Source organism: Nocardia sp. NPDC051911 (assembly GCF_040681035.1).
GTDB lineage: Bacteria > Actinomycetota > Actinomycetes > Mycobacteriales > Mycobacteriaceae > Nocardia > Nocardia sichangensis.
In genome coordinates this window covers 121,565-139,831 of record NZ_JBFAXY010000014.1, presented here as the reverse complement: position 1 = coordinate 139,831, position 18,267 = coordinate 121,565, and the positions used below count along the sequence as shown (strand labels likewise).

The window sequence follows — 18,267 nt, the reverse complement described above, 5'->3', positions numbered from 1 at the left end:
CGCCGTCGCCGCCCGCGACGCACCGATAGCAACCGACCGCGCCTCGACGTGATGCCGTCGCGACCGCTGCGCGGACACGATCGGCGCGCGACGGCCTCGCACCGCGTCGGTGATCCCGGTGCGGCGGGGCGGGAGGGCACGCGGTGAGCGATCTGTGCGATCCGGCGGCCGACACCCCGGCCAGCCGGTGCCGTTTCTACCGGCAGTGCGGGCTTCCGGCGGCCGTGCAACCGGAACTCGGCCGCATCGTCGTGCCCGCGGGCAGAGTCGGCGCGATCACCATGCCCGCTCGGCTCGGCCAAGAGGTGAAGGCGCTGCTGCAGGTCCGGCGGTCTGCGCTCGGGCCGATCATCTCGCATCCACGCTCGAAGCGCTGGACCTATTTGGTGCGGCCGGACCTGCCCGACGAAGTCGGCTTTTTCGCCGAGCTGTTCCGGCTGGACGTGTCGGTCGCGCGCTGCGGCGCGCAGATCGCCCTGCCGTCGCCCGCCGACCGGTCGCCGTGCTTCCGCGTGTGGGTGGAACCGCCGCGCGATACGTTCCGGCCGTCGGGTTCGGTCGTCGTCGCGGCGATCCGGGTACGCGCGGGACGCCGGTGGTGACCGGGCCGCAGCAGCGGTCGCCGCGCCCGGAAGAGCCCGATGTCCATGTGTCGGTCCAATTCCACGACGTGCGTCTGAACTTCGTGGCCTGTGCGAGCGCTGCCGCACTTTTCGTCCAGGAGTGGCGCGCCCGCCACTACGAGGACGCGGCCACGGTGCTCCCGGGCGATCCGACGGGCCTGCCCCGCCTGCCGAACGAGCGGTTGTTCCTCGACCCGTGAGCAGCGCTCGGCCTGGCAGCGCACGCGGCGGCGGCCGAGCGCCGAGCCGGACTCGGCGGGGTGACGCGCTGCCCGTGCAATCGGGACCCGGCCGCATCATCGTGCCCACTCGGCTGGGTCAGGATGCGAAGGCGCTGACGCAGGTCCGGCGGTCCGCGTCCGGTTCCCGTCCTGGCCCAACTCGTCGCGTCACCCTGTCCGCTTATGGGCGGTCCCGGTTGCGCTTTTCCTCAGCGCTACGTTCACCGGGCCGACGGGCGCGCGGCGGACATGCTCACCGCGCTTCCGGCGTTCTCGGCGCTGCCCGGCATCCGATCTATCGGCCGGTCTTCCGTCGACCGCCCCGGTGTACTCGGAGACGGATCGTGGTGTCCAGGTCGAGCGCTGGCCCCGCCGCACCTAGGAAGTCGAGGTTTGCCGGGCATATCGGCCGCCGTGCAGATGTGCGGGGCGGTGTCCTAGGTGTCGCGGCGCGCGTTCTACTCGTGGGAGGTTTTCGCCGCCCGTTCCCGCCGGATGAGCGGATACCAGTGGTCTCGAGCACCACCCCGGCGCTGCCATTCCCGGCAGTTCGGACGAGCGGACGGCGACCCAACCCGAGTCGAGCGCGGGGCGCGAGTGCCCGCTGAGCAATCCATCGGCGGCGTTTGCGCGGATGCCGCGACACCCGCGCGCGGAGCGATACCCTTGAGCAGGGTAATTCGACGTCAAGGAGCTGATGTGGAACACCTGCGAGGCAAGGGCGCATCGTGTGTAGCCGCCGTCTGACCGGCAACGGCTGACTCCGAGCTACCGATGCGCGAACCGATCGATCTCGCCGATTCGGCGGAACGGACCCGTGCGGCGCTCGCCGCCGCCGTGGCGCGATTCTCCGAGGCCTGGGCGTCGGGATTCCCGCCCGATCTGTCCTCCTATCTGCCCCGCGAACCGGCCGATCGGCACACGATGCTGATCGAATTGATCAAGGTGGACCTCGAGTTCCGCTGGCTTCGCTACCACTTCCCCAAACGGCTGATCGACTACCGCGCGGAATTCCCCGAGCTGCGCAGCGCTCCGTTCCCGGCCGATCTGGTCTACGAGGAATTCCACGCCATGCGCCGCAGCGGCCGCCGCGACGCCGCCGATTCGGACGGCACCGCCACCGCGACGGCGGCCGATCCGGAGCTCGACCGGATCACCAGCGACTACCGCAGCACGATGATCGCTCGTCCCAGCGCCCAGGTCGCGCTCGACGCCATCGACGTCGGCGATCGAGTCGACGATTTCGACCTCCTGATGCGCATCGGGGTCGGCGCCTTCGCCCAGGTGTACCTCGCGCGGCAGCAGTCGATGCAGCGACTGGTCGCGGTCAAGATCTCGCACAACCACGGCAACGAGCCGCAGACGCTCGCCCAGCTCGACCACGAGTACATCGTGCGCATCTTCGACCAGCGACTCATCGCCGACGGCGAGCTGAAGTTGCTCTACATGCAGTATCTGCCCGGCGGAACGCTGCTCGACGTGCTGCGTTTGTCGCGCACGACGCTGCCCGAACGTCGCAGTGGGCAACTGCTGCTGGACGCCATCGACAAGGTGCTCGCAGATAAGGGCGAGGTGCGGCCGACCGAGTCCGCTGTCCGGACCAGGATCGCCGGACTGACCTGGCCGGAGACCGTGGTGTGGCTGGGGCGCCGGCTCGCGGACGCGCTGGAGCACGCGTCCGAACGTGGGGTGCTGCATCGCGACATCAAACCCGCGAACGTGCTGCTGAGCGCCGAGGGGATTCCGAAGCTGGCCGACTTCAACGTCAGCTTCAGCAAACGTGTCCGGGGCACCAGCCCGTTGGCGTACTTCGGCGGGTCGCTGGCATACATGTCGCCGGAGCAACTCGAGGCCTGCCACCCCGACCTGCCCGCGACCGCCGTGGAACTGGATACGCGAAGCGACATCTTCGCGCTCGGCGTCATGCTGTGGGAGTTGCTCACCGGGCGCCGCCCCTTCGCGGACGAGACGTCGGCGGGCGATTCGCAGACGTCGCTGGCCCGCATGATCGCACTGCGGCGCCGGCCCATCGGTCCGGCGTTCCTGTCGGAGCTGCCCCCGGACTGCCCCATGGCGCTGCGGCGCGTGCTGTTGAAATGTCTGTCGCCCGACCGTGCGGACCGCTACTCGTCCGGCTCGGAATTGGCGCAACAACTCGACCTGTGCCTGGAGCAGCGGGCCCGCGATCTCGTCTATCCGCCCCCGGACAGCTGGCGCGCACGGCTCGCGAGCAGGCCCACTCCGGTTCTGTGGTTGTCCTCGCTGGTCGGTGTCGGCCTGGCGACGAGCTACATGGCCGTGCACGTCCAGGACCTGATCAGAGAGCGCCTGCCCGATACGACCAACTCGCAGCTCAACATGGGTGTATACGTCTTCGTCCTCATCGCCTGCCCGCTGTCCATCGTGATCTACGCGTATATGTCGCGTGATCTGCTCGCGGTTCCGCGCGGCTTGCGCGAGGGCAGACGCTACGACGAGGCACTGCTCGCGCGAGTGCGGTCGCGAACACTGTTCTGGGGGGACATGTGTGCGCTGAACACCTTTCAGACCGGGATTACGGCAACGGTGACGGGGGTGTTCCTCTGCCTCTGGCTCACCGATCTTCCGGCGCGACTGGTGATCCACGCGGCGATGACCGTTTTCATGGCGGCTGTCATCTCCGTCGCCTACACGTTCTTCCTGTCGACGTTCTACATCGTCCGCTGTGTCTATCCGATCTATTTGCGTTACAGCCGCACGACGGCGCACGACTTCGGCGTCATCCGCACGCTGCGCCGCAGAACCACGATCTATCTCGCGGTCACGGCGTCCGTGCCACTGGTCGGGGTGCTGGCCGGATTCAGCCTGCTCGAACCCGAGGAACTTCCGTTGGTGCGCGATTCGGTCCTCGGGTTGTGCGCGGTCGGCGGGCTCGCGTTCGTCGCCGTGTACTGGCTGTTCCGCACGCTGGACGCGGACTTGCGCGCGCTCCAGCGGGTGGTCCAGGCGTCAGCGGCGGACGTGGACTGATCCGCGCGCACGCCCACGACCGCTGTCCTACCGCTCACGGCAGATCACCACCGGGCTCGCGGCGTGATGCAGCAAGTTCTGGCTCGTCGATCCGAGGACGAGTCCGGTGAGGCGGTTGTGCCCACGACTGCCGGTCACCAGCAGTTGGGCTTTCTCGGCGTGTGCGAGCAGCGCCTGCGCGGGCGTGTTCTTCTCGACCACTTTGGTGACCGTGACGTCCGGGTATTTCTCGCACCATCCGGCCAAGCATTCGGACAGTAGTGCCTCCTCCTGTTGAGCCAGCACATCCCACGCGTCGGGCACCGGGGTCCACTGCAGCAGGTCCGGGTCGTTCCACGCGTGCAAGGCGGTCACTTCGACGCCGAGTGTGGACGCCAGCTCGAACGCCTCGCCGAGCGCCGCGGAGCTACCCGGGCTCCCGTCGACGCCGACGAGCACGGGCCGCTCGTCCGGCTGTGGCCGGTCGAGCCTGCCTCGCCACACGGTCACCGGACAGGCCGCCTTGTTCGCGACCGTGAGCGCGGTCGATCCCAGCAACAGCGTGGACAGCCGATCCTGGTGTTTCGCCGCGACGACGACCATGCGCGCTTCCGCGCTGTGCTTGATCAACTCGCGCGCGGGCGAGCCGTCCTCGACGGTCCGGTGGATCTCGATGTCCGGCTGATCGGCGCGCACCGCGTCGAACGCCTCCTCGACCTTCTGCTTCGCCGCCGCTCGGAGTTCGGGTAGCAGATTGACCTCGGCCAGAGCGGAGGAGGTCATGGGGTAGTCGAGGGCGGGAACCACGCCCAGCAGCACCAGCGTGGCGCGCTGCCGATTCGCGACGGCTCCGGCCCAGCGCGCTGCACCCACAGCGGTCGGGCTGCCGTCGATTCCGACGACGATCGACTGACGGTCGGCTGGTGTGCTCATTTCGTCTCCGTTTGCGGCTGTGACAGGGTCACTTCCACAGTCGCAGCGGGGACCCGCTCCGCACCGGGGGCGGTGGCCCCTGATGGTCGGGACTTAAGACCCTCACCGGGCGGAATTCCCGGCCGAGGCCGGAGCGAGCTACCGAGCGAATCGGGCGATCGCCCGCAGGACGGCGGCGCTCATGGCCGTGCTGCCCGTGTGCCCGGAATCGTCGATGACCTGTAGTTCCGCGTCGGGCCACGCCTGGGCCAGCTGCCAGGCGGTGTACAGCGGGGCGCTCAGGTCGAGTCGGCCGTGGATCAGCACGCCGGGAATGCCCGTGAGCCGGTGCACGTCACGCAGCAACTGCCCGTCCTCCAGCCAGCCCGCGTTGGCGAAATAATGCGTGCAGATTCGCACGAAGGCCATTCGCGCCGCGTCCGGCTTCGCGCTGTATTGCCCTGGGCTGCCGAGGTTCTCGTGCGCGATCACCGCGTCCTCCCACGCGCACCACCGCCGCGCCGCCGATTCGCGGGTCGGCGCGTCGGGGCTCTCGATCAGTCGGTGATAAGCGTCGACGAGGTCGCCGTGGCGGTCGGCGAGGGGAACGCCGGTGCGGAAGGTCTCCCACTGTGCGGGCAGGAGTTTCGCGACATCGCGGTAGAGCCAGTCGATCTCCTCTTGCCGGGTCATGGTCACCCCCACCAGCACGATCTCGCTGACCCGCTCGGGGTAGCGCTGGGCGTAGGCGAGGATCAGCGTCGATCCCCAGGAACCGCCGAAGAGCAACCACCGGTCGATTCCGAGGTGTTCGCGCAGACGTTCCATGTCCGCGATCAAGTGATGCGTGGTGTTGTGCGTGAGGTCGACCGACGGGTCGGAGGCATGCGGCAGACTCTCGCCGCAGCCACGTTGATCGAACAGGACGATCCGGTAGGCGGCCGGGTCGAAACTCTTCCGCGAGCCGCGCCGCCCGCCGCCGCCCGGTCCGCCGTGCACGACCAACGCCGGTTTACCGTGCGGGTTACCGCTGGTCTCCCAGTAGACGCGCTGTCCGTCCCCGACGTCCAGAAGCCCGCGGGCATACGGCTCTATATCGGGAAAAGGCTGCGGCGCATCGGATTGCTGCTCGGGCGTGGACACGGTCGACCACACTACCGCCGAGCGACCAGGTGACCTGGTGTTCGGCAAGCGGGCGCTGCCGGGCCAGGGTAGGTCGGAATCGTGATCGGACCCGGCCGGATGATGCACGCCCCGCCGCTGGTGTTCGGCAAGTCGGGCCGGCTCCGGACACGGCGGCGGTGACGCACGTCACCCCGCGGTTTCGTTACGAAGAGCGGGTCGGCGACATCTTGTGTTCGTCCGGTGCGGCAGCACGGGACATCGGCAGTGAGGGGGCCTCCTCGCTGCGCTCGCCACTGCAGAAAGAACGGAAGGACATCATGAGCAAGGTCTGGTTCGTCACCGGCTCCTCTCGCGGTTTGGGCCGAAACTTCGTCGCGGCCGCGTTGTCTCGCGGCGACAAGGTGGCCGCGACCGCTCGCAGTACCGAACATCTCGCGGAATTGGTCACCGCCTACGGCGACGCGGTGCTCCCGCTCGAGCTGGATGTGACCGACAGGGCAGGAGTCTTCGAGAGCGTGAAGCATGCCCACGCGCATTTCGGCCGCTTGGACGTCATCGTGAACAACGCGGGTTACGGGCTACTCGGCGCGGTCGAGGAACTGACCGAGCAGCAACTGCGAGATCAGTTGGAAACCAACTTCTTCGGCACGGTATGGGTCGTCCAGGCCGCGCTGCCATATCTGCGGGAGCAAGGCAGAGGGCACATCATCCAGATCTCGTCGGTGGGTGGTCTCGCCGCCTGGCCGCTCGGTGGTGCGTACCACGCTTCCAAATGGGCGCTGGAAGGCCTGAGTGAATCCCTCGCCCAGGAGGTCGCCGGCTTCGGTGTCAAGGTGACCTTGGTCGAACCCGGCTCCTACGCGACCGACGGCGCCGCCGGAGCGGTCCACGCCCAGACCGACCCGCGCTACGACGGACTCCGCGCGGCGTTCGCCGCCTACGCGCAGAGCCTCGATTCCGGCGACCCGTCCGCCGCAGGCCGGGCGTTGCTCGAGATCGCGGACTCCACCAACCCGCCTTTGCGCGTGTTCTTCGGTTCCGGGGGAAATCAAATCCTTCCGCAGGTCTACGCCGACCGGCTCGAGACCTGGGCCGAGTGGAAGGAGCTTTCGGCGGCGGCTCAAGGCCACACGCCCGCAGCCTGACTCGGTGCGACGCGACCGGCCTGCAGAACCCCACCTGGACACGTGTTCCGGGTGGGGAAGGTGCACCCGCGGCGTCACAAAACGGCGGGCACCCGCGTCTAGTGGGTGGAACAGCGGGGTCCACTCGACCCCATTCCGGTACGGCTCGCGAAGCGGCGTGAGCATCGAAGCGAAGGAGTGCGAATGTCGGTCGTCAGGTCTCCGCGTCAGCGGTTTCGATGGTGGCAGGTGCTCGTAATAGTGCCGGCTCTGCTGGTGGTGAACATGGCGGCGCCGGCCGGGGCCGAACCGAGCGGAGCCCGAACGCCCGATTCGACGTTTCTCGCAGAGGGGCAGTACGTCGAGACCGCGACGGCACGTTTCCACTACCGGAAAGCGGGCGAAGGACCGCCGCTCATTCTCCTGCCAGGCGGCTCGCTGTGGTCCTATACCTATCGCGACATCATTCCGGCTCTCGCCACCGCGCACACCGTGTATGCCGTCGACCTGCCCGGCAGCGGGTACACCGTGCCGCATGATGCCGACTTCGGATACGACGTGGGGGCCATGTCGGACGCGTTGCGGCAGTTCATGTCCGCGGTCGGGATTACCCGCGCGTCCATCGTCGCGCACTCACTGAACGGTTCGGTCGCAGTGGATTCGGCCGCACGGCATCCCGAACAGGTCGATCGTCTGGTCCTCATCGCGCCGCTCGTGTTGGACACCGACCTCAACATGAACATGCGGCTGATGCGCCAACCCGGTGCGGGCGAGCTCGCCGCCTCCGTCATGACCGAGGAGATCTACGTGGCGGGCCTGCGCGGGGCCTACGCGCACCCGGAGATTCTCACCGATGAGCTGGCGGACACGTATTGGACTCCGCTCAGCCGCACGGAGAACCGGACCGCGATGTGGAAGCAGCCGCGCACTCTCGATCTGGCTGTAGTACAGCGAGAATCGAGCGCGATCGAAGCCGACACGCTGATCCTGTGGGGCGAGAACGACCATGTCGTCGACCTGTCACAGGCTCGGCCGCTCGCTCAGCTGATCCCCCACTCGACACTGCGGATCATTCCGGGCGCCGGACACAATGTCCATGAGGACGATCCCGCCGCGGTCGCGCTCGAACTGACCGGATTCCTCGCACCGCGCTAGCTCACACCCGTGCCGGGCCGGCGGCGGCCCGGCACGGCTCGTCCACAGCGGTCAACGGTCCTCGGTGAGAACAGGTTTGAGATCGAGGATCGGTGTGCCGTGCACAGCTTCGAGGTTGCGGACGTGGATGCGGGTTCCGGTGACGGCCAGGACATGGACGCTGTGCAGACCGATCGGATTGGGCCGATGTGGGGCGCGGGTGACGAAGACGCCGGTGGTCGCGCGAGTCGCGTCACCACGCGGGTGGATGGTGAGTGTTTCGCGGTCGGCACGATCGAGCCAGGTCAATACCAAGATGTCCATGCCGGCGGCGAGTCCGTCGAGGGCGGGGGCACATGGTCATCGATGACCAGCCAGGCCGGCGGGGCTCCTTCATCGGGTTGGCGGGGAGCGGTGGCGGGGTCGGTCAGCACGGATTCGACGTGCCCGATCGGGCGCAGCGTGTAATCGGTCATGATGTCCTTGCCGTTCTCGCAGGTGGTTCGAGCCCGTTGCCCTCGGGCGTCGAATCACCCAAGAGCGACGGGCTCGGCTTTCAGAATATTGCCGATATCAGGACTGCCGGATCACCGCGAGGTCGAACTCCAGCGTCACCTTCGGAGCGACCATGCCTGCGGCCGCCTTCCAGTGCACCCCCCAGTCCTTGCGGTTGATCGTGGTTGCGCCGGTGAAGCCGACTCGGAGGGCGCCGTTCGGGTCGTTCCGCACGCCGGCCAGTTCGAAGTCGACGGTCACCGGCTTGGTGACACCGCGGATGGTCAGGTCGCCGGTGACCTGGACTGTGGTCTCGTCGACCCGCGCAACTCCGGTCAGGGCGAAGGTGATGGTCGGGTGGTCATCGGCGGCGAGGAACTTTCTGCCCAGCAGATCATCGCGCCGCCGGTCGCGGGTGTCGATGCTCGCGGCCTGGATCCGCAGCCCGCCGCTGGACTTCGAGGGGTCGCCGAAGTGCAGATGCGCGCTGCCGTCGAATTCCCCGAAACTCCCGCGCACCCGGGTGGCCATGGTGTGCCGGGCGATGAAGCCGATTCGTGTGCGGGCGGTATCGATGACGAAGTCGCCGGTCAGGTCGGCGAATTCGATGGTGGTTGACATGGTCGGTCACTCCTGGCGAGGTCGGATGGGTCGGGCGAGCCGGCCGCTCGAAGCGTGGTGCGGTAACGCGGGTCTCACGCCCGGCCGGGATCGCGGGTGATGGTGCGCGCGATGGCGAGGGCGGCGAGTTTGTCGGGGTTACGGATGCCGTAGCCGTTGACGATCACGTCGTCGACGATGTCCAGCACGAGAACGGCCTCCAGATGGTCGCCGGTGTAGATGGCGACCGCGGGCTCGCTGTTGCAGTTCACCGGCTCGATCCGCATGCCTGGCCTGCGGTGCACTGCTTGCAGCAGGTTCAGCAGAATCGTGGCAACTTGCTCGGCGCCGGTCATCACCAACTGGCGTACCGCGGTGATCTTGCCGCCGCTGTCGGTGGTCCAAGTGACATTCGGCGCGAGCATCGACAGCAGACCCGCCAGGTCACCAGTGGTCGCCGCCGTCATGAATTTCTCGGTGAGTTCGGCGATGCGGGCGCTGTCGTACGGCCCGAACCGGTTGCGTCGCGACCGGACGTATTCGCGGGCGCGGTAGGCCATTTGACGCACCGCCGCCGCGGATTTGCCGACCGATGCGGCGATATCGTCGTAACCGAAGGCGAATACTTCGCGCAGCACGAACACCGCGCGTTCATCCGGGGTGAGCGATTCCAGCAGCACGAGCATCCCCATCGAAACCGACTCGGCGAGAACCAGATCACCCGCGGCATCGTGCTCGGTGAGCAGCAGCGGCTCGGGCAACCATGGTCCGATGTATTCCTCGCGGCGGCGAGCGCTGAGCCGCAGCGCGCTGAGCGCCTGCCGGGTCACCACCTGCGCGAGATACGATTTGGTGTCCCGCACCGTCGCAAGGTCCACCTGGGCCCACCGCAGGTAGCTGTCCTGCAGCACGTCGTCGGATTCGGTCGCCGAGCCGAGGATTTCGTAGGCGATCGTGAACAGCAACGGCCGCAACAGGGTGAACCGCTCGGCATGCTCATCGGTAGTGCTCACGAGTTGGCCGCCATCTCCGAATCGGACAGCGGGAGCCGCCTGCCGCCCTTGAGCCAGAACAGCGAGCCGGGCTTGCGGGCTTCCCATCGAATTCCCCACAGCGTCCACTTGGTAGCCGTCTCCTTGATCGGCGCGCCGATGCGGCCGGAGATATGGGCGTTCATGGGTGTGTCGTCCTTGTGCGCGAGCTGCACGACGCCCGCGCGGCGGCCGAGGCTGACGTTGGATCCGAGGAACGCCATGTCCAGTGCCGCGGGCGCAGTGCCTGCGATGCGGGCCAGCACCGTGTCGGCGGCGTGAGCGCCGAGCGGCCCGGCGGCTTGGCAGCTCATGCGCAGCGGCTGGTTCGACGGGGCGGCGGCGTCCCCGGCCGCGACGATACGGTTGTCGTCGACGCTGGTCAGGGTCTCGTCGGTGAGGAGCCGCCCGAGAGCGTCGGTGTGCAGGCCGCTGCGTGTGGCCAGCTCCGGCACACCGAACCCGGCGGTCCAGATGGTGACCGCGCTCGGCGCCACGCAGCCGTCGGACAAGACGATCGACTCCCGCAGGACCTCGGCCACCCGCACATTCTCGAGCACATCGACGCTGTTGCGGGCCATCCACCGGGCCACCACCCGTCGCGCCCGCACCGAGAAACTCGGAGCCAATCGATCGCCGCATATCAGTGTGACGGCGCGCCCCTGTTCGGCCAGTTCGGCCGCTGTTTCGATCCCGGTGAGCCCGCCACCGACCACGGTGATCGGGGCCTGCGTCGGCAGCTCTTCGATGGCGGCCCGCAGGCGGTGAGCGTGCTCCAGTTCCGCTATGGGGTAGGCGAATTCGACCGCTCCCGGCACTGTGGTGGGCGGGGCCGCGGTGCTGCCGACCGCGTAGACGACATAGTCGTAGTCCAGTGCGCGGCCCGATGCCAGCTCTACGGTCCGCGAGGCGGTATCGATGCGGGTGGCGTCATCGACGACGAGGCGCACACCGTCGCCGAGCAGCGGGCCGTAGTCCGCCTCGGCCTCTCCGGTACCGGCCACGAATTGATGCAGCCGCAGTCGTTGGACGAAGGTCGGGCGAGAGTTGACCACGGTGATCTCGACGTCGTCGCGCTGTCGCAGTCGATTGGCTGCCACGGCGCCGGCATAGCCGCCGCCGATGACCACGACCTTGAAGCTGGTGCTGTTGTGCTCCGTCATGCCCACGAGACGCTGCCGACCACCGAGAAATAACAGTAGGTGATGCAGTTCACTGACCGGTCAGGCCTGCCGGCGAACTCACCGCCCGCAGTCGCGGTTGTGGTGCGGCGTCCAGCGTGTGGCCCGTCCCGCCGGAGGACCCGCGGAGTGGGCGCCGCCCGAGGTCACCGCCCCCGAATCACCCCGGCTCGCTCCCCGCTGGACGATCACAGTTCGCGCAGTTTTCGTCAGGCGGCCTGTGCCGCGGGGTCCGGCTTCGGGGCGACGACCCGTTCCCGGGTGCGCAGCGAAGCCCACAATGCGGCGGTGGCGGCGGTGCACGCCGCGGCCCCGCCCACGTGCACGACGACCAGCGCCGCAGGGACGTCGGTGAAGTACTGCACGATGCCGACCAAACCCTGTGCGCACACCAGTCCCAGCAGCACGAAGAGGCGGGTGCGCACGGCGGGTGTGATACCGACCGCGAACAAACCGAAGGCCAAGCCGATCAGCAGAGCGAGGTAGCCGACGAGCAGTTGCGAGTGCAGATGCACCAGGGTGACGATCTCCACCTGCAACCGCTCTACGGGACGTTCGATGCTCTTGTCGCCCGCGTGCGGGCCTGCGGCGGTCACCAGGGTGCCCGCGACCAGGACCGCCGCGAGCGCGACCCCCGCCAGCGCGGTCAGCCAGCGCAGCGGCGCGGGAGCCTGCACGGTGTCGATGCCGTCGTCGGGTTCACCGATCTTCGCGTACAGCACCACCGCGAGCCACACCATCACCATGGACGCGAGCAGGTGCGTCGACACGGTCCACCACAGCAGTCCGGTGCGCACCGTGATGCCGCCGATGACCGCCTGCACGACGGTGCCACCGGGCATCAGCCACGCGTACACCAGCACCTCGCGGCGGCGGCGCGCCCGGGTAACGGCCAGCACGATCGCCGCCGCGCACAGCGTGACCACGAAAGTGAGCAGCCGGTTGGAGAACTCGACCGCCTGGTGGATGGCCGGGACCTCCGACACCGCGACCGGCGTGAAACTACCGGGGAAGCACTGCGGCCAGGTCGGGCAGCCCAGCCCGGACGCGGTGACGCGCACGACCGCGCCGGTCACCGAAATGCCCGCCTGGGAGAGGATGACCGCGAGCGCGATCAGGCGCTGCACCCGCGAGGAGGGCAGCGGCAGCTTGTCGACGAGTCGCAAGAACGCGCGATACAGCACGTCGAAAATGGTAGCCGGGCCGGATCCGGCGGTTTCATCCGGTCTACTACATTTCGTCGTTGAAGCTCAGTGGAAGCGGAACAGGCGGGTGGCCGCGACGCCCGACACCGCGCCCCACACCGCGAGCACGGCGATCCCGAACCAGTCGACGCTGGTGTGCATCGCGCTCTCCAGCGCTTCGGCCAACGCCCCCGAGGGCACCAGCCTGGCCAGTACGCTCACCACCGTGGGCAGGTCGTCGGAGGCGAACACGATGCTGGCGACGCCGAGCATGACGAACCACAGGATGTTCGCCAGCGCGAGCACCACCTCGGCCTTGAGAGTGCCGCCCAGCAGCAGGCCCATCGCCGCGAACGTCGCGGTGCCGAGCGCGATCACCGCCGCGCCCAGCAGCAACCCGAGCGGTTCCGGCCGCCAGCCCAGCGCGAAGCCGATGAGGCCGAGCAGCACGGCTTGCAGCACGACCACGATGAGCACGGCCGCGCACTTGCCCGCGATGACGCCCCAGCGCGGCAGCGCCGTCGCGCCGAGCCGCTTGAGCGCGCCGTAGCGGCGGTCGAAGCCGACCGCGATGGCCTGACCGGTGAACGCGGTGGACATGACGGCCACCATCATCACCGCGGGCACGATCTTGTCCACCCGGTCCGCGCCGAGGTCGCCGAACGGCAGCAGGCTGAGGCCGACCAGCAGGGTGATCGGGATGAACATGGTCAGCAGCAGTTGTTCGCCGTTGCGCAGCAACAGGATCAGTTCGAGCCTGGTCTGCGCGAGCAGCATCGCGGCGCGGGTGCTCGGACGCGGGGCGGGAGCGAAAGTGCCCGGCGCGAAACGGTTGGCGGTCCGGTCGTGCTCGCTCATCCGCGCAGGTCCCGTCCGGTCAGTTCGAGGAAGACGTCCTCGAGGCGGCGCTGGTCGATCCGGATGTCGGTGGCCAGCACGTCCATCCGCGCGCACCACGCGGTGACGGTGGCGAGCACTTGCGGATTGATCTCGCCCTCCACCAGATAGGTGCCCGGCGTGGTCTCCCGGGGCGTGAAGCCTTCGGGCAGGGCGTTGGCCAGCAGTTCCAAGTTCAGTTTGGGCGGGGCGCAGAAGCGCAGCTGCCCGGCCGCGCCGTGGGCGGTGACCTCGGCCGGGGTGCCGGAGGCGACGATGCGGCCGTGGTCGATGATCACCAGTTGGTCGGCGAGCTGCTCGGCCTCGTCCATCATGTGCGTGGTCAGCACGACGGTCACCCCGTCGCGGCGCAGGGCATCGATCAGCTCCCAGACGATCAACCGGGCCTGAGCGTCCAGCCCCGCGGTTGGCTCGTCGAGGAACACGATTTCCGGCTTGCCCACCAGTGCGCAGGCGAGAGCGAGCCGTTGCTGTTGTCCGCCGGAGAGGCGGCGGTAGGGGGTGCGGCGGTTGTCCTGGAGGCCGAGCGTGCGCAGCAGCCAGTCGGGGTCGAGCGGGTCCGCGGAGTAGGCGGCCACCAAATCGAGCATCTCGCCCGCCCGCGCACCGGGATACGCGCCGCCGCCCTGCAACATGACGCCGATGCGGGGGCGCAGTCGTTCGGAATCGGCGACGGGGTCCAGGCCGAGCACGCGCACCGTGCCCGCGTCCGGCGCGGCGAATCCCTCGCACATCTCCACCGTCGTGGTCTTGCCCGCGCCGTTCGGGCCGAGCAGCGCGAGCACCCGCGCCGGTTCCACCTCGAACGTCAGGCCGTCCACCGCGGTGATCTGGTCGTACCGCTTGACGACGCCGTCCACGCTGACAGCAGGCCCGGAAGCTGTCGTCACGACGCCGCCTCGCCGGCGCGCGATTCCGGCGCACCCGGTGATGCTGTGTAGACGGCTCCCTCGCCACGCTCGGTCACGATGTCACACCGTAAGAGGTGGGCACCTGTGACGGAGCCGACACCCCCGTCTGCCCGCGCCAGGGCAGCGAATTGCGCGTGATCACGATGAACAGCACCCCGACGATCACGGTGGCGATCGCGGCGCCCACGATCTGGAACACCTCGAGATCGGCGCCGCGCGGCATCAGGATCACGCTCACGATCGCCGAGAACGCCACCGCCGGAACGCGGAACACCGGCCTGGTCGCCCACGCGGCCATCGGGACGATCGCCCACAGCAGATACCAGGGCTGCACCACCGGGAAAAGCAGCACGATCGCGCCGAGCGCCACGCCGAGCGCGCCGACCGGATGCAGCCGCCCGGTGCCGGTGGCGACCAGCATGCGCACGGTGAAGAAGCCCGCGACCAGTGCCGCGATCGGGCGGGTGATGCTCAGCAGCGCGGTGGTGTGATCGCCGAGCCCGAGCAGCACGCCGCCGAATCCGGTGATGATGCCCAGCACCGTGGGCAGCGACATCCAGCTGCGCACCACGCTCGCGGTGTTCAGCGTGTAGATCCAGCCGAAGCCGAGCCCGCTCACCGAACTGATGAAAAGCGTTGTGCCGATGGCTATCGCGCCGAGCATGGCGGCCGCGATGGCCACCGTGCGCAGTGAGGCTCCCCACCTGCGAGCCAGCGCCATGCCGACGAAACCGAGCGCGATGATCGAGGTGAACTTGATCGACGACGACAGCGTGATGATGACCGCGCCGCCGATCAGCCGCGCATAGGCGCGGCCGTCGAACGGGTGGGTGTCCTCGATGGCGCGCAGGCAGAACTCCAGGCCCGCCAGCATCAGGCCGAGCATCAGCGCGTCGTTGTGCACGCCGCCGACCAGATGGAACAGCACGAGCGGGTTGGCCGCGCCGAGCCACAGCGCGCTGACCGGCGCGACGCCGCAGCGCACCGAGAGCCGGGGCAGTGCCCAGACGATCAGCGCGACGCCGCCGAGCGCGAGGATCCGGTGCACCCACACGCCCGCGATGATGTTGTCGCCGGTGAGTTCGGCGATGCCGCGGCCGATCCAAAGGAACAGCGGGCCATAGGGCGCGGGGGTGTCACGCCAGATGGTCGGGACGTTGTTGGTGAGGACGTTGTCGATCCCGAGCCCCGCGACCGGGCCTTCCTCGTAGGGGTCGATGCCGCGCGCGGCGATCTCGCTCTGCGCCAGATAGGAGTAGACGTCGTTGCTGAACAGCGGAGGAGCGACGCTGAGCGGGATCAGCCACAGCAGCAGCGTGCGATCGAGTTGCGATCGGGTCAGCCGGTGCAGTGGTGAGCCGCCGATACCGCCCACCGCGAACCGGCCCAGCAGCAGCCAGGCCAGCACCACGACGACGGTGCCGGTCATGCACATGGCCAGCGAGCCGGTATGGGCGCGGGCGAAGATGCCGAGCACCCGGACGCCGGACGTGGGGTTCTGGTGCACCGGCTGCGCGCCGATGCCCAGCGCGCTGATCGCCATCAGCACCGTGCCGGTCGCGCCCATCAGGCGGATCCGGTCGAGCTGCGCCAGCTCCTTGCGATCGAGACCGGGCACCTCCGACTCGTCGCGATGCAACACCGCGATCGTGTGATCGGCCGCGGGCACGTCGAGTCCGAGTGCCCGGCGCCCGAACGCCAGTGTCCTGCGCCGCGCGCCCTCCAGTACCGCCACGCCACGAAGCCTAGTTCGAGCGGCGAGCACACACCGCGAACGGACCCCGGTCGTTCCGCCCGGGCCCGCCCCGTTCACACGGCACAATCGACGCATGGTTTCGGAGTCCAGGCGGCGGATCGAGGTGGCCGCCTCCGGGCTGCTGGCGCGGCACGGGTATCACGGGTTCGGTCTGAAGGCGTTGAGCGAGGCGGCCGAACTGCCGTACGGCTCGATCTACCACCACTTTCCGGGGGGCAAGGAGGAGATCGCGGTCGCGGCGATCACCGGGACCGGCGTGCTGACCGGCCGGATGATCCGGCAGGCGCCGACCGACGTGTTCGCCACCTTGGCCACGCTGTTCGAATTCATGGTGGGCAAGCTCGCGGATTCGGAATGGACCGACGGGTGCCCGATCGGGACGCCCGCGCTGGACGGCGGCAGCGACGTGGCGGCGGTGCGCTCGGCCTGTGTGCGCGCCTTCGACACGATGGAGCAGGCGTTCGCCGGGCTGCTCGCCGAACTCGGCCTCGGCGGGGAGGATGCGGCCGAACTAGCCGCCACGGTGGTCGCCGCCTACGAGGGGGCCACCATCCTGGCCCGGATCCGCCAGACGGACGCACCGCTGCGCACGGTCGCGAAGTCGATGGAGCGGCTGATCCGGGCGACCTTCGCGGCGGCGGGAATCGGTGGCGCGGTACCGACGGCGGAAGGTTCGGACGAAATCGAAGCCGATGCGGCGTTGCCCGGAAATTTTCCGGAAATGCGCGCCGAGCAGGGAGATTCGAAGTGAAGCAGTTGACTAGAAAGAACGTTCTAGCGACACTCGGGCGATGAAGCGACTAATGCTGACCGGCCCCAGTGCGATGCGCTGGGAAGACCACCCCGAACCCGTCCTCGGCGGACCCGATCAGGCGCTCGTTCGGCCGGTCGCGCTGGCCACCTGCGACATCGATCCGGCCGTACTGCGCGGCGCTTTCCCGCTACCCGGGCCGTATCCCTTCGGGCACGAGGGAGTCGCCGAAGTGGTCGAGGTGGGGCCGGGGGTCCGCGACGTCGCGGTGGGCGACCTCGTGGTGGTGCCGTTCCAGATCTCGTGCGGCGTCTGCCGGGCGTGCGCGCGCGGCCGGACCGGGAACTGCACCAGCCATCCGCGGCTGTCCAGTTTCGGCCTCGGTCCGATGGGCGGGCTGGACTGGGGCGGGTTGTGGGCCGACCTCGCGCTCGTGCCGCACGCCGACGCCATGCTGGTCCGGCTGCCCTCCGGCGTCGACCCGGCCGCAGTGGCCAGCGCCAGCGACAACATCCCGGACGCCTACCGCTCGGTCGGCCCCCAGCTGGCCGCCGATCCCGCCGCCGAAGTCCTGGTGATCGGCGGCCCCGCCGCGCCGTCGATCGGTCTGTACGCCGCCGGGCTCGCGGTCGCGCTCGGCTCCGCCCGTGTGGTCTATCTCGACGACTCCGACCAGCGGCTCGAGATCGCGAAATCGCTCGGCGCCGAGGCGATCGAAGGCCCGCGCGACGCCCGGGTGGGACGGTTCCCGATCGTGGTCGAGGCGGCCGGCGGGGCGAAGTCGCTGCGCGCGGCGATCGATGCGGCGGCTTACGACGGCTGGTGCACGAGCGTCAGTGTGCAGTCGCAGGATGTCGCCCTGCCGATCCTGGACATGTACACCCGCTGCTGCACCTTCCACACAGGTCGCGCGCACGTCCGCCCGGTCATTCCCGAGGTGCTCGATCTCGTCGCCGCGGGGCGCTTCGACCCGTCGCTGGTCACCACCGTGACGGCCGCGTGGGACGAGGCGGTGGACGCGCTGCTGGAGACGCCGATGAAACTGGTCGCCGTGCGCTGAGCGCCTGTGACGAATCGCACTGCGTGCCCTGTCCCCGACCCCGATAGGAGGGCTGTCCGCTCGGCGCTCGACGCCCGGAGTCGTGCGGACGCGGCTCGCCTGGTTCCGAGCGGCGTTTTTTCTGCGCAGGTCAGCCGGAAAAGTTGTGCTGTGACCCGGCATCGCGTCGGGTGGACACCTGTCCGGCACGGCGGCATGGGGCCCTCCACCGTGCCGGAATCGCCGCAGGTCGACGGGGCCGCTGACTCAGGGCACCCTTATTAGCTTTCCGGAA

The 18,267-nt window shown here is 68.9% G+C and carries 18 protein-coding genes; 7 read left to right on the top strand and 11 right to left on the bottom strand.

Annotated elements, in window-relative coordinates; translation table 11 throughout:
• Positions 1–143: 143 nt before the first annotated feature.
• From AB0L97_RS19410 to AB0L97_RS19400, 3 genes are all read left to right on the top strand, one after another.
• A complete protein-coding gene (locus AB0L97_RS19410; RefSeq protein ID WP_364431260.1) occupies positions 144–602 on the top strand; it encodes a DNA-directed RNA polymerase subunit beta in 459 nt (152 codons plus the stop codon).
• Positions 599–823 carry a hypothetical protein gene (locus AB0L97_RS19405; protein WP_364431257.1) on the top strand — a complete coding sequence of 75 codons (225 nt, stop codon included), beginning with the start codon at positions 599–601 and terminating at the stop codon, positions 821–823. Before AB0L97_RS19410 ends, AB0L97_RS19405 begins: the two co-directional genes overlap by 4 nt.
• A gap of 795 nt (positions 824–1,618) precedes the next feature.
• Positions 1,619–3,853: a serine/threonine-protein kinase gene (locus tag AB0L97_RS19400; protein ID WP_364431254.1), complete on the top strand. Its 2,235-nt coding sequence runs from the start codon at positions 1,619–1,621 to the stop codon at positions 3,851–3,853.
• 27 nt (positions 3,854–3,880) lie between these two features.
• Here AB0L97_RS19400 and AB0L97_RS19395 read toward each other — a convergent pair whose 3' ends face one another.
• Together AB0L97_RS19395 and pip are read right to left on the bottom strand one after the other, a co-directional pair.
• Positions 3,881–4,765 (bottom strand): universal stress protein, encoded by an 885-nt coding sequence (locus AB0L97_RS19395; RefSeq protein WP_364431251.1) that lies wholly within the window; start codon positions 4,763–4,765, stop codon positions 3,881–3,883.
• A gap of 138 nt (positions 4,766–4,903) precedes the next feature.
• Positions 4,904–5,887 carry a prolyl aminopeptidase gene (gene pip / locus AB0L97_RS19390; RefSeq protein ID WP_364431248.1) on the bottom strand — a complete coding sequence of 328 codons (984 nt, stop codon included), beginning with the start codon at positions 5,885–5,887 and terminating at the stop codon, positions 4,904–4,906.
• 296 nt (positions 5,888–6,183) lie between these two features.
• Between pip and AB0L97_RS19385 the strand changes: the two genes are divergently transcribed.
• Positions 6,184–7,014 (top strand): SDR family NAD(P)-dependent oxidoreductase, encoded by an 831-nt coding sequence (locus AB0L97_RS19385; protein ID WP_364431358.1) that lies wholly within the window; start codon positions 6,184–6,186, stop codon positions 7,012–7,014.
• A gap of 183 nt (positions 7,015–7,197) precedes the next feature.
• Positions 7,198–8,148 carry an alpha/beta hydrolase gene (locus AB0L97_RS19380; protein WP_364431245.1) on the top strand — a complete coding sequence of 317 codons (951 nt, stop codon included), beginning with the start codon at positions 7,198–7,200 and terminating at the stop codon, positions 8,146–8,148.
• Positions 8,149–8,199: 51 nt separating this feature from the next.
• On the opposite strand, the gene AB0L97_RS19375 is transcribed toward AB0L97_RS19380, so the two are convergent.
• The 9 genes from AB0L97_RS19375 to mptB all read right to left on the bottom strand — a co-directional run bounded on the left by AB0L97_RS19375 (position 8,200) and on the right by mptB (position 16,161).
• On the bottom strand, positions 8,200–8,451 hold the full coding sequence (locus tag AB0L97_RS19375; RefSeq protein WP_364431242.1) for a TrmO family methyltransferase: 252 nt from the start codon (positions 8,449–8,451) through the stop codon (positions 8,200–8,202).
• Positions 8,433–8,603: a hypothetical protein gene (locus AB0L97_RS19370; protein ID WP_364431239.1), complete on the bottom strand. Its 171-nt coding sequence runs from the start codon at positions 8,601–8,603 to the stop codon at positions 8,433–8,435. Before AB0L97_RS19370 ends, AB0L97_RS19375 begins: the two co-directional genes overlap by 19 nt.
• Before the next feature lie 97 nt (positions 8,604–8,700).
• Positions 8,701–9,243, bottom strand: coding sequence for a YceI family protein (locus AB0L97_RS19365; protein WP_364431236.1), 543 nt, complete (start codon positions 9,241–9,243; stop codon positions 8,701–8,703).
• A gap of 74 nt (positions 9,244–9,317) precedes the next feature.
• Positions 9,318–10,235 (bottom strand): RNA polymerase sigma factor SigJ, encoded by a 918-nt coding sequence (sigJ, locus tag AB0L97_RS19360; protein ID WP_356961823.1) that lies wholly within the window; start codon positions 10,233–10,235, stop codon positions 9,318–9,320.
• Entirely contained in the window at positions 10,232–11,416 is a 1,185-nt protein-coding gene (locus tag AB0L97_RS19355; RefSeq protein ID WP_364431232.1) for an FAD-dependent oxidoreductase, read from the bottom strand. Before AB0L97_RS19355 ends, sigJ begins: the two co-directional genes overlap by 4 nt.
• Before the next feature lie 227 nt (positions 11,417–11,643).
• Positions 11,644–12,618: a heme A synthase gene (locus AB0L97_RS19350; protein ID WP_355070819.1), complete on the bottom strand. Its 975-nt coding sequence runs from the start codon at positions 12,616–12,618 to the stop codon at positions 11,644–11,646.
• A gap of 66 nt (positions 12,619–12,684) precedes the next feature.
• Positions 12,685–13,476, bottom strand: coding sequence for an ABC transporter permease (locus AB0L97_RS19345; protein WP_356961827.1), 792 nt, complete (start codon positions 13,474–13,476; stop codon positions 12,685–12,687).
• Complete coding sequence (locus AB0L97_RS19340; protein ID WP_355070823.1) at positions 13,473–14,405, bottom strand: ABC transporter ATP-binding protein; 933 nt, start codon at positions 14,403–14,405, stop codon at positions 13,473–13,475. The genes AB0L97_RS19345 and AB0L97_RS19340 overlap by 4 nt, the downstream gene beginning before the upstream one ends.
• A 73-nt stretch (positions 14,406–14,478) precedes the next feature.
• Positions 14,479–16,161, bottom strand: a complete 1,683-nt coding sequence (gene mptB / locus AB0L97_RS19335; protein WP_355070825.1) for a polyprenol phosphomannose-dependent alpha 1,6 mannosyltransferase MptB — start codon at positions 16,159–16,161, stop codon at positions 14,479–14,481.
• Between the two features lie 94 nt (positions 16,162–16,255).
• Between mptB and AB0L97_RS19330 the strand changes: the two genes are divergently transcribed.
• Together AB0L97_RS19330 and AB0L97_RS19325 are read left to right on the top strand one after the other, a co-directional pair.
• Positions 16,256–16,933 (top strand): TetR/AcrR family transcriptional regulator, encoded by a 678-nt coding sequence (locus tag AB0L97_RS19330; RefSeq protein ID WP_364431226.1) that lies wholly within the window; start codon positions 16,256–16,258, stop codon positions 16,931–16,933.
• A 40-nt stretch (positions 16,934–16,973) separates the two neighbouring features.
• Positions 16,974–17,993, top strand: coding sequence for an alcohol dehydrogenase catalytic domain-containing protein (locus AB0L97_RS19325; protein ID WP_364431223.1), 1,020 nt, complete (start codon positions 16,974–16,976; stop codon positions 17,991–17,993).
• The last annotated feature ends 274 nt before the right edge of the window (positions 17,994–18,267 follow it).

Bases quoted from the DNA above. Each gene is read 5' to 3' on its own strand.
- AB0L97_RS19380 (WP_364431245.1), top strand. From the start codon at position 7,198: ATGTCGGTCGTCAGGTCTCCGCGTCAGCGGTTTCGATGGTGGCAGGTG.
- AB0L97_RS19345 (WP_356961827.1), bottom strand. From the start codon at position 13,476: ATGAGCGAGCACGACCGGACCGCCAACCGTTTCGCGCCGGGCACTTTC.
- AB0L97_RS19370 (WP_364431239.1), bottom strand. From the start codon at position 8,603: ATGACCGATTACACGCTGCGCCCGATCGGGCACGTCGAATCCGTGCTG.
- AB0L97_RS19400 (WP_364431254.1), top strand. From the start codon at position 1,619: ATGCGCGAACCGATCGATCTCGCCGATTCGGCGGAACGGACCCGTGCG.
- AB0L97_RS19355 (WP_364431232.1), bottom strand. From the start codon at position 11,416: ATGACGGAGCACAACAGCACCAGCTTCAAGGTCGTGGTCATCGGCGGC.
- AB0L97_RS19365 (WP_364431236.1), bottom strand. From the start codon at position 9,243: ATGTCAACCACCATCGAATTCGCCGACCTGACCGGCGACTTCGTCATC.
- AB0L97_RS19395 (WP_364431251.1), bottom strand. From the start codon at position 4,765: ATGAGCACACCAGCCGACCGTCAGTCGATCGTCGTCGGAATCGACGGC.
- AB0L97_RS19375 (WP_364431242.1), bottom strand. From the start codon at position 8,451: ATGGACATCTTGGTATTGACCTGGCTCGATCGTGCCGACCGCGAAACA.
- AB0L97_RS19325 (WP_364431223.1), top strand. From the start codon at position 16,974: ATGAAGCGACTAATGCTGACCGGCCCCAGTGCGATGCGCTGGGAAGAC.
- AB0L97_RS19330 (WP_364431226.1), top strand. From the start codon at position 16,256: ATGGTTTCGGAGTCCAGGCGGCGGATCGAGGTGGCCGCCTCCGGGCTG.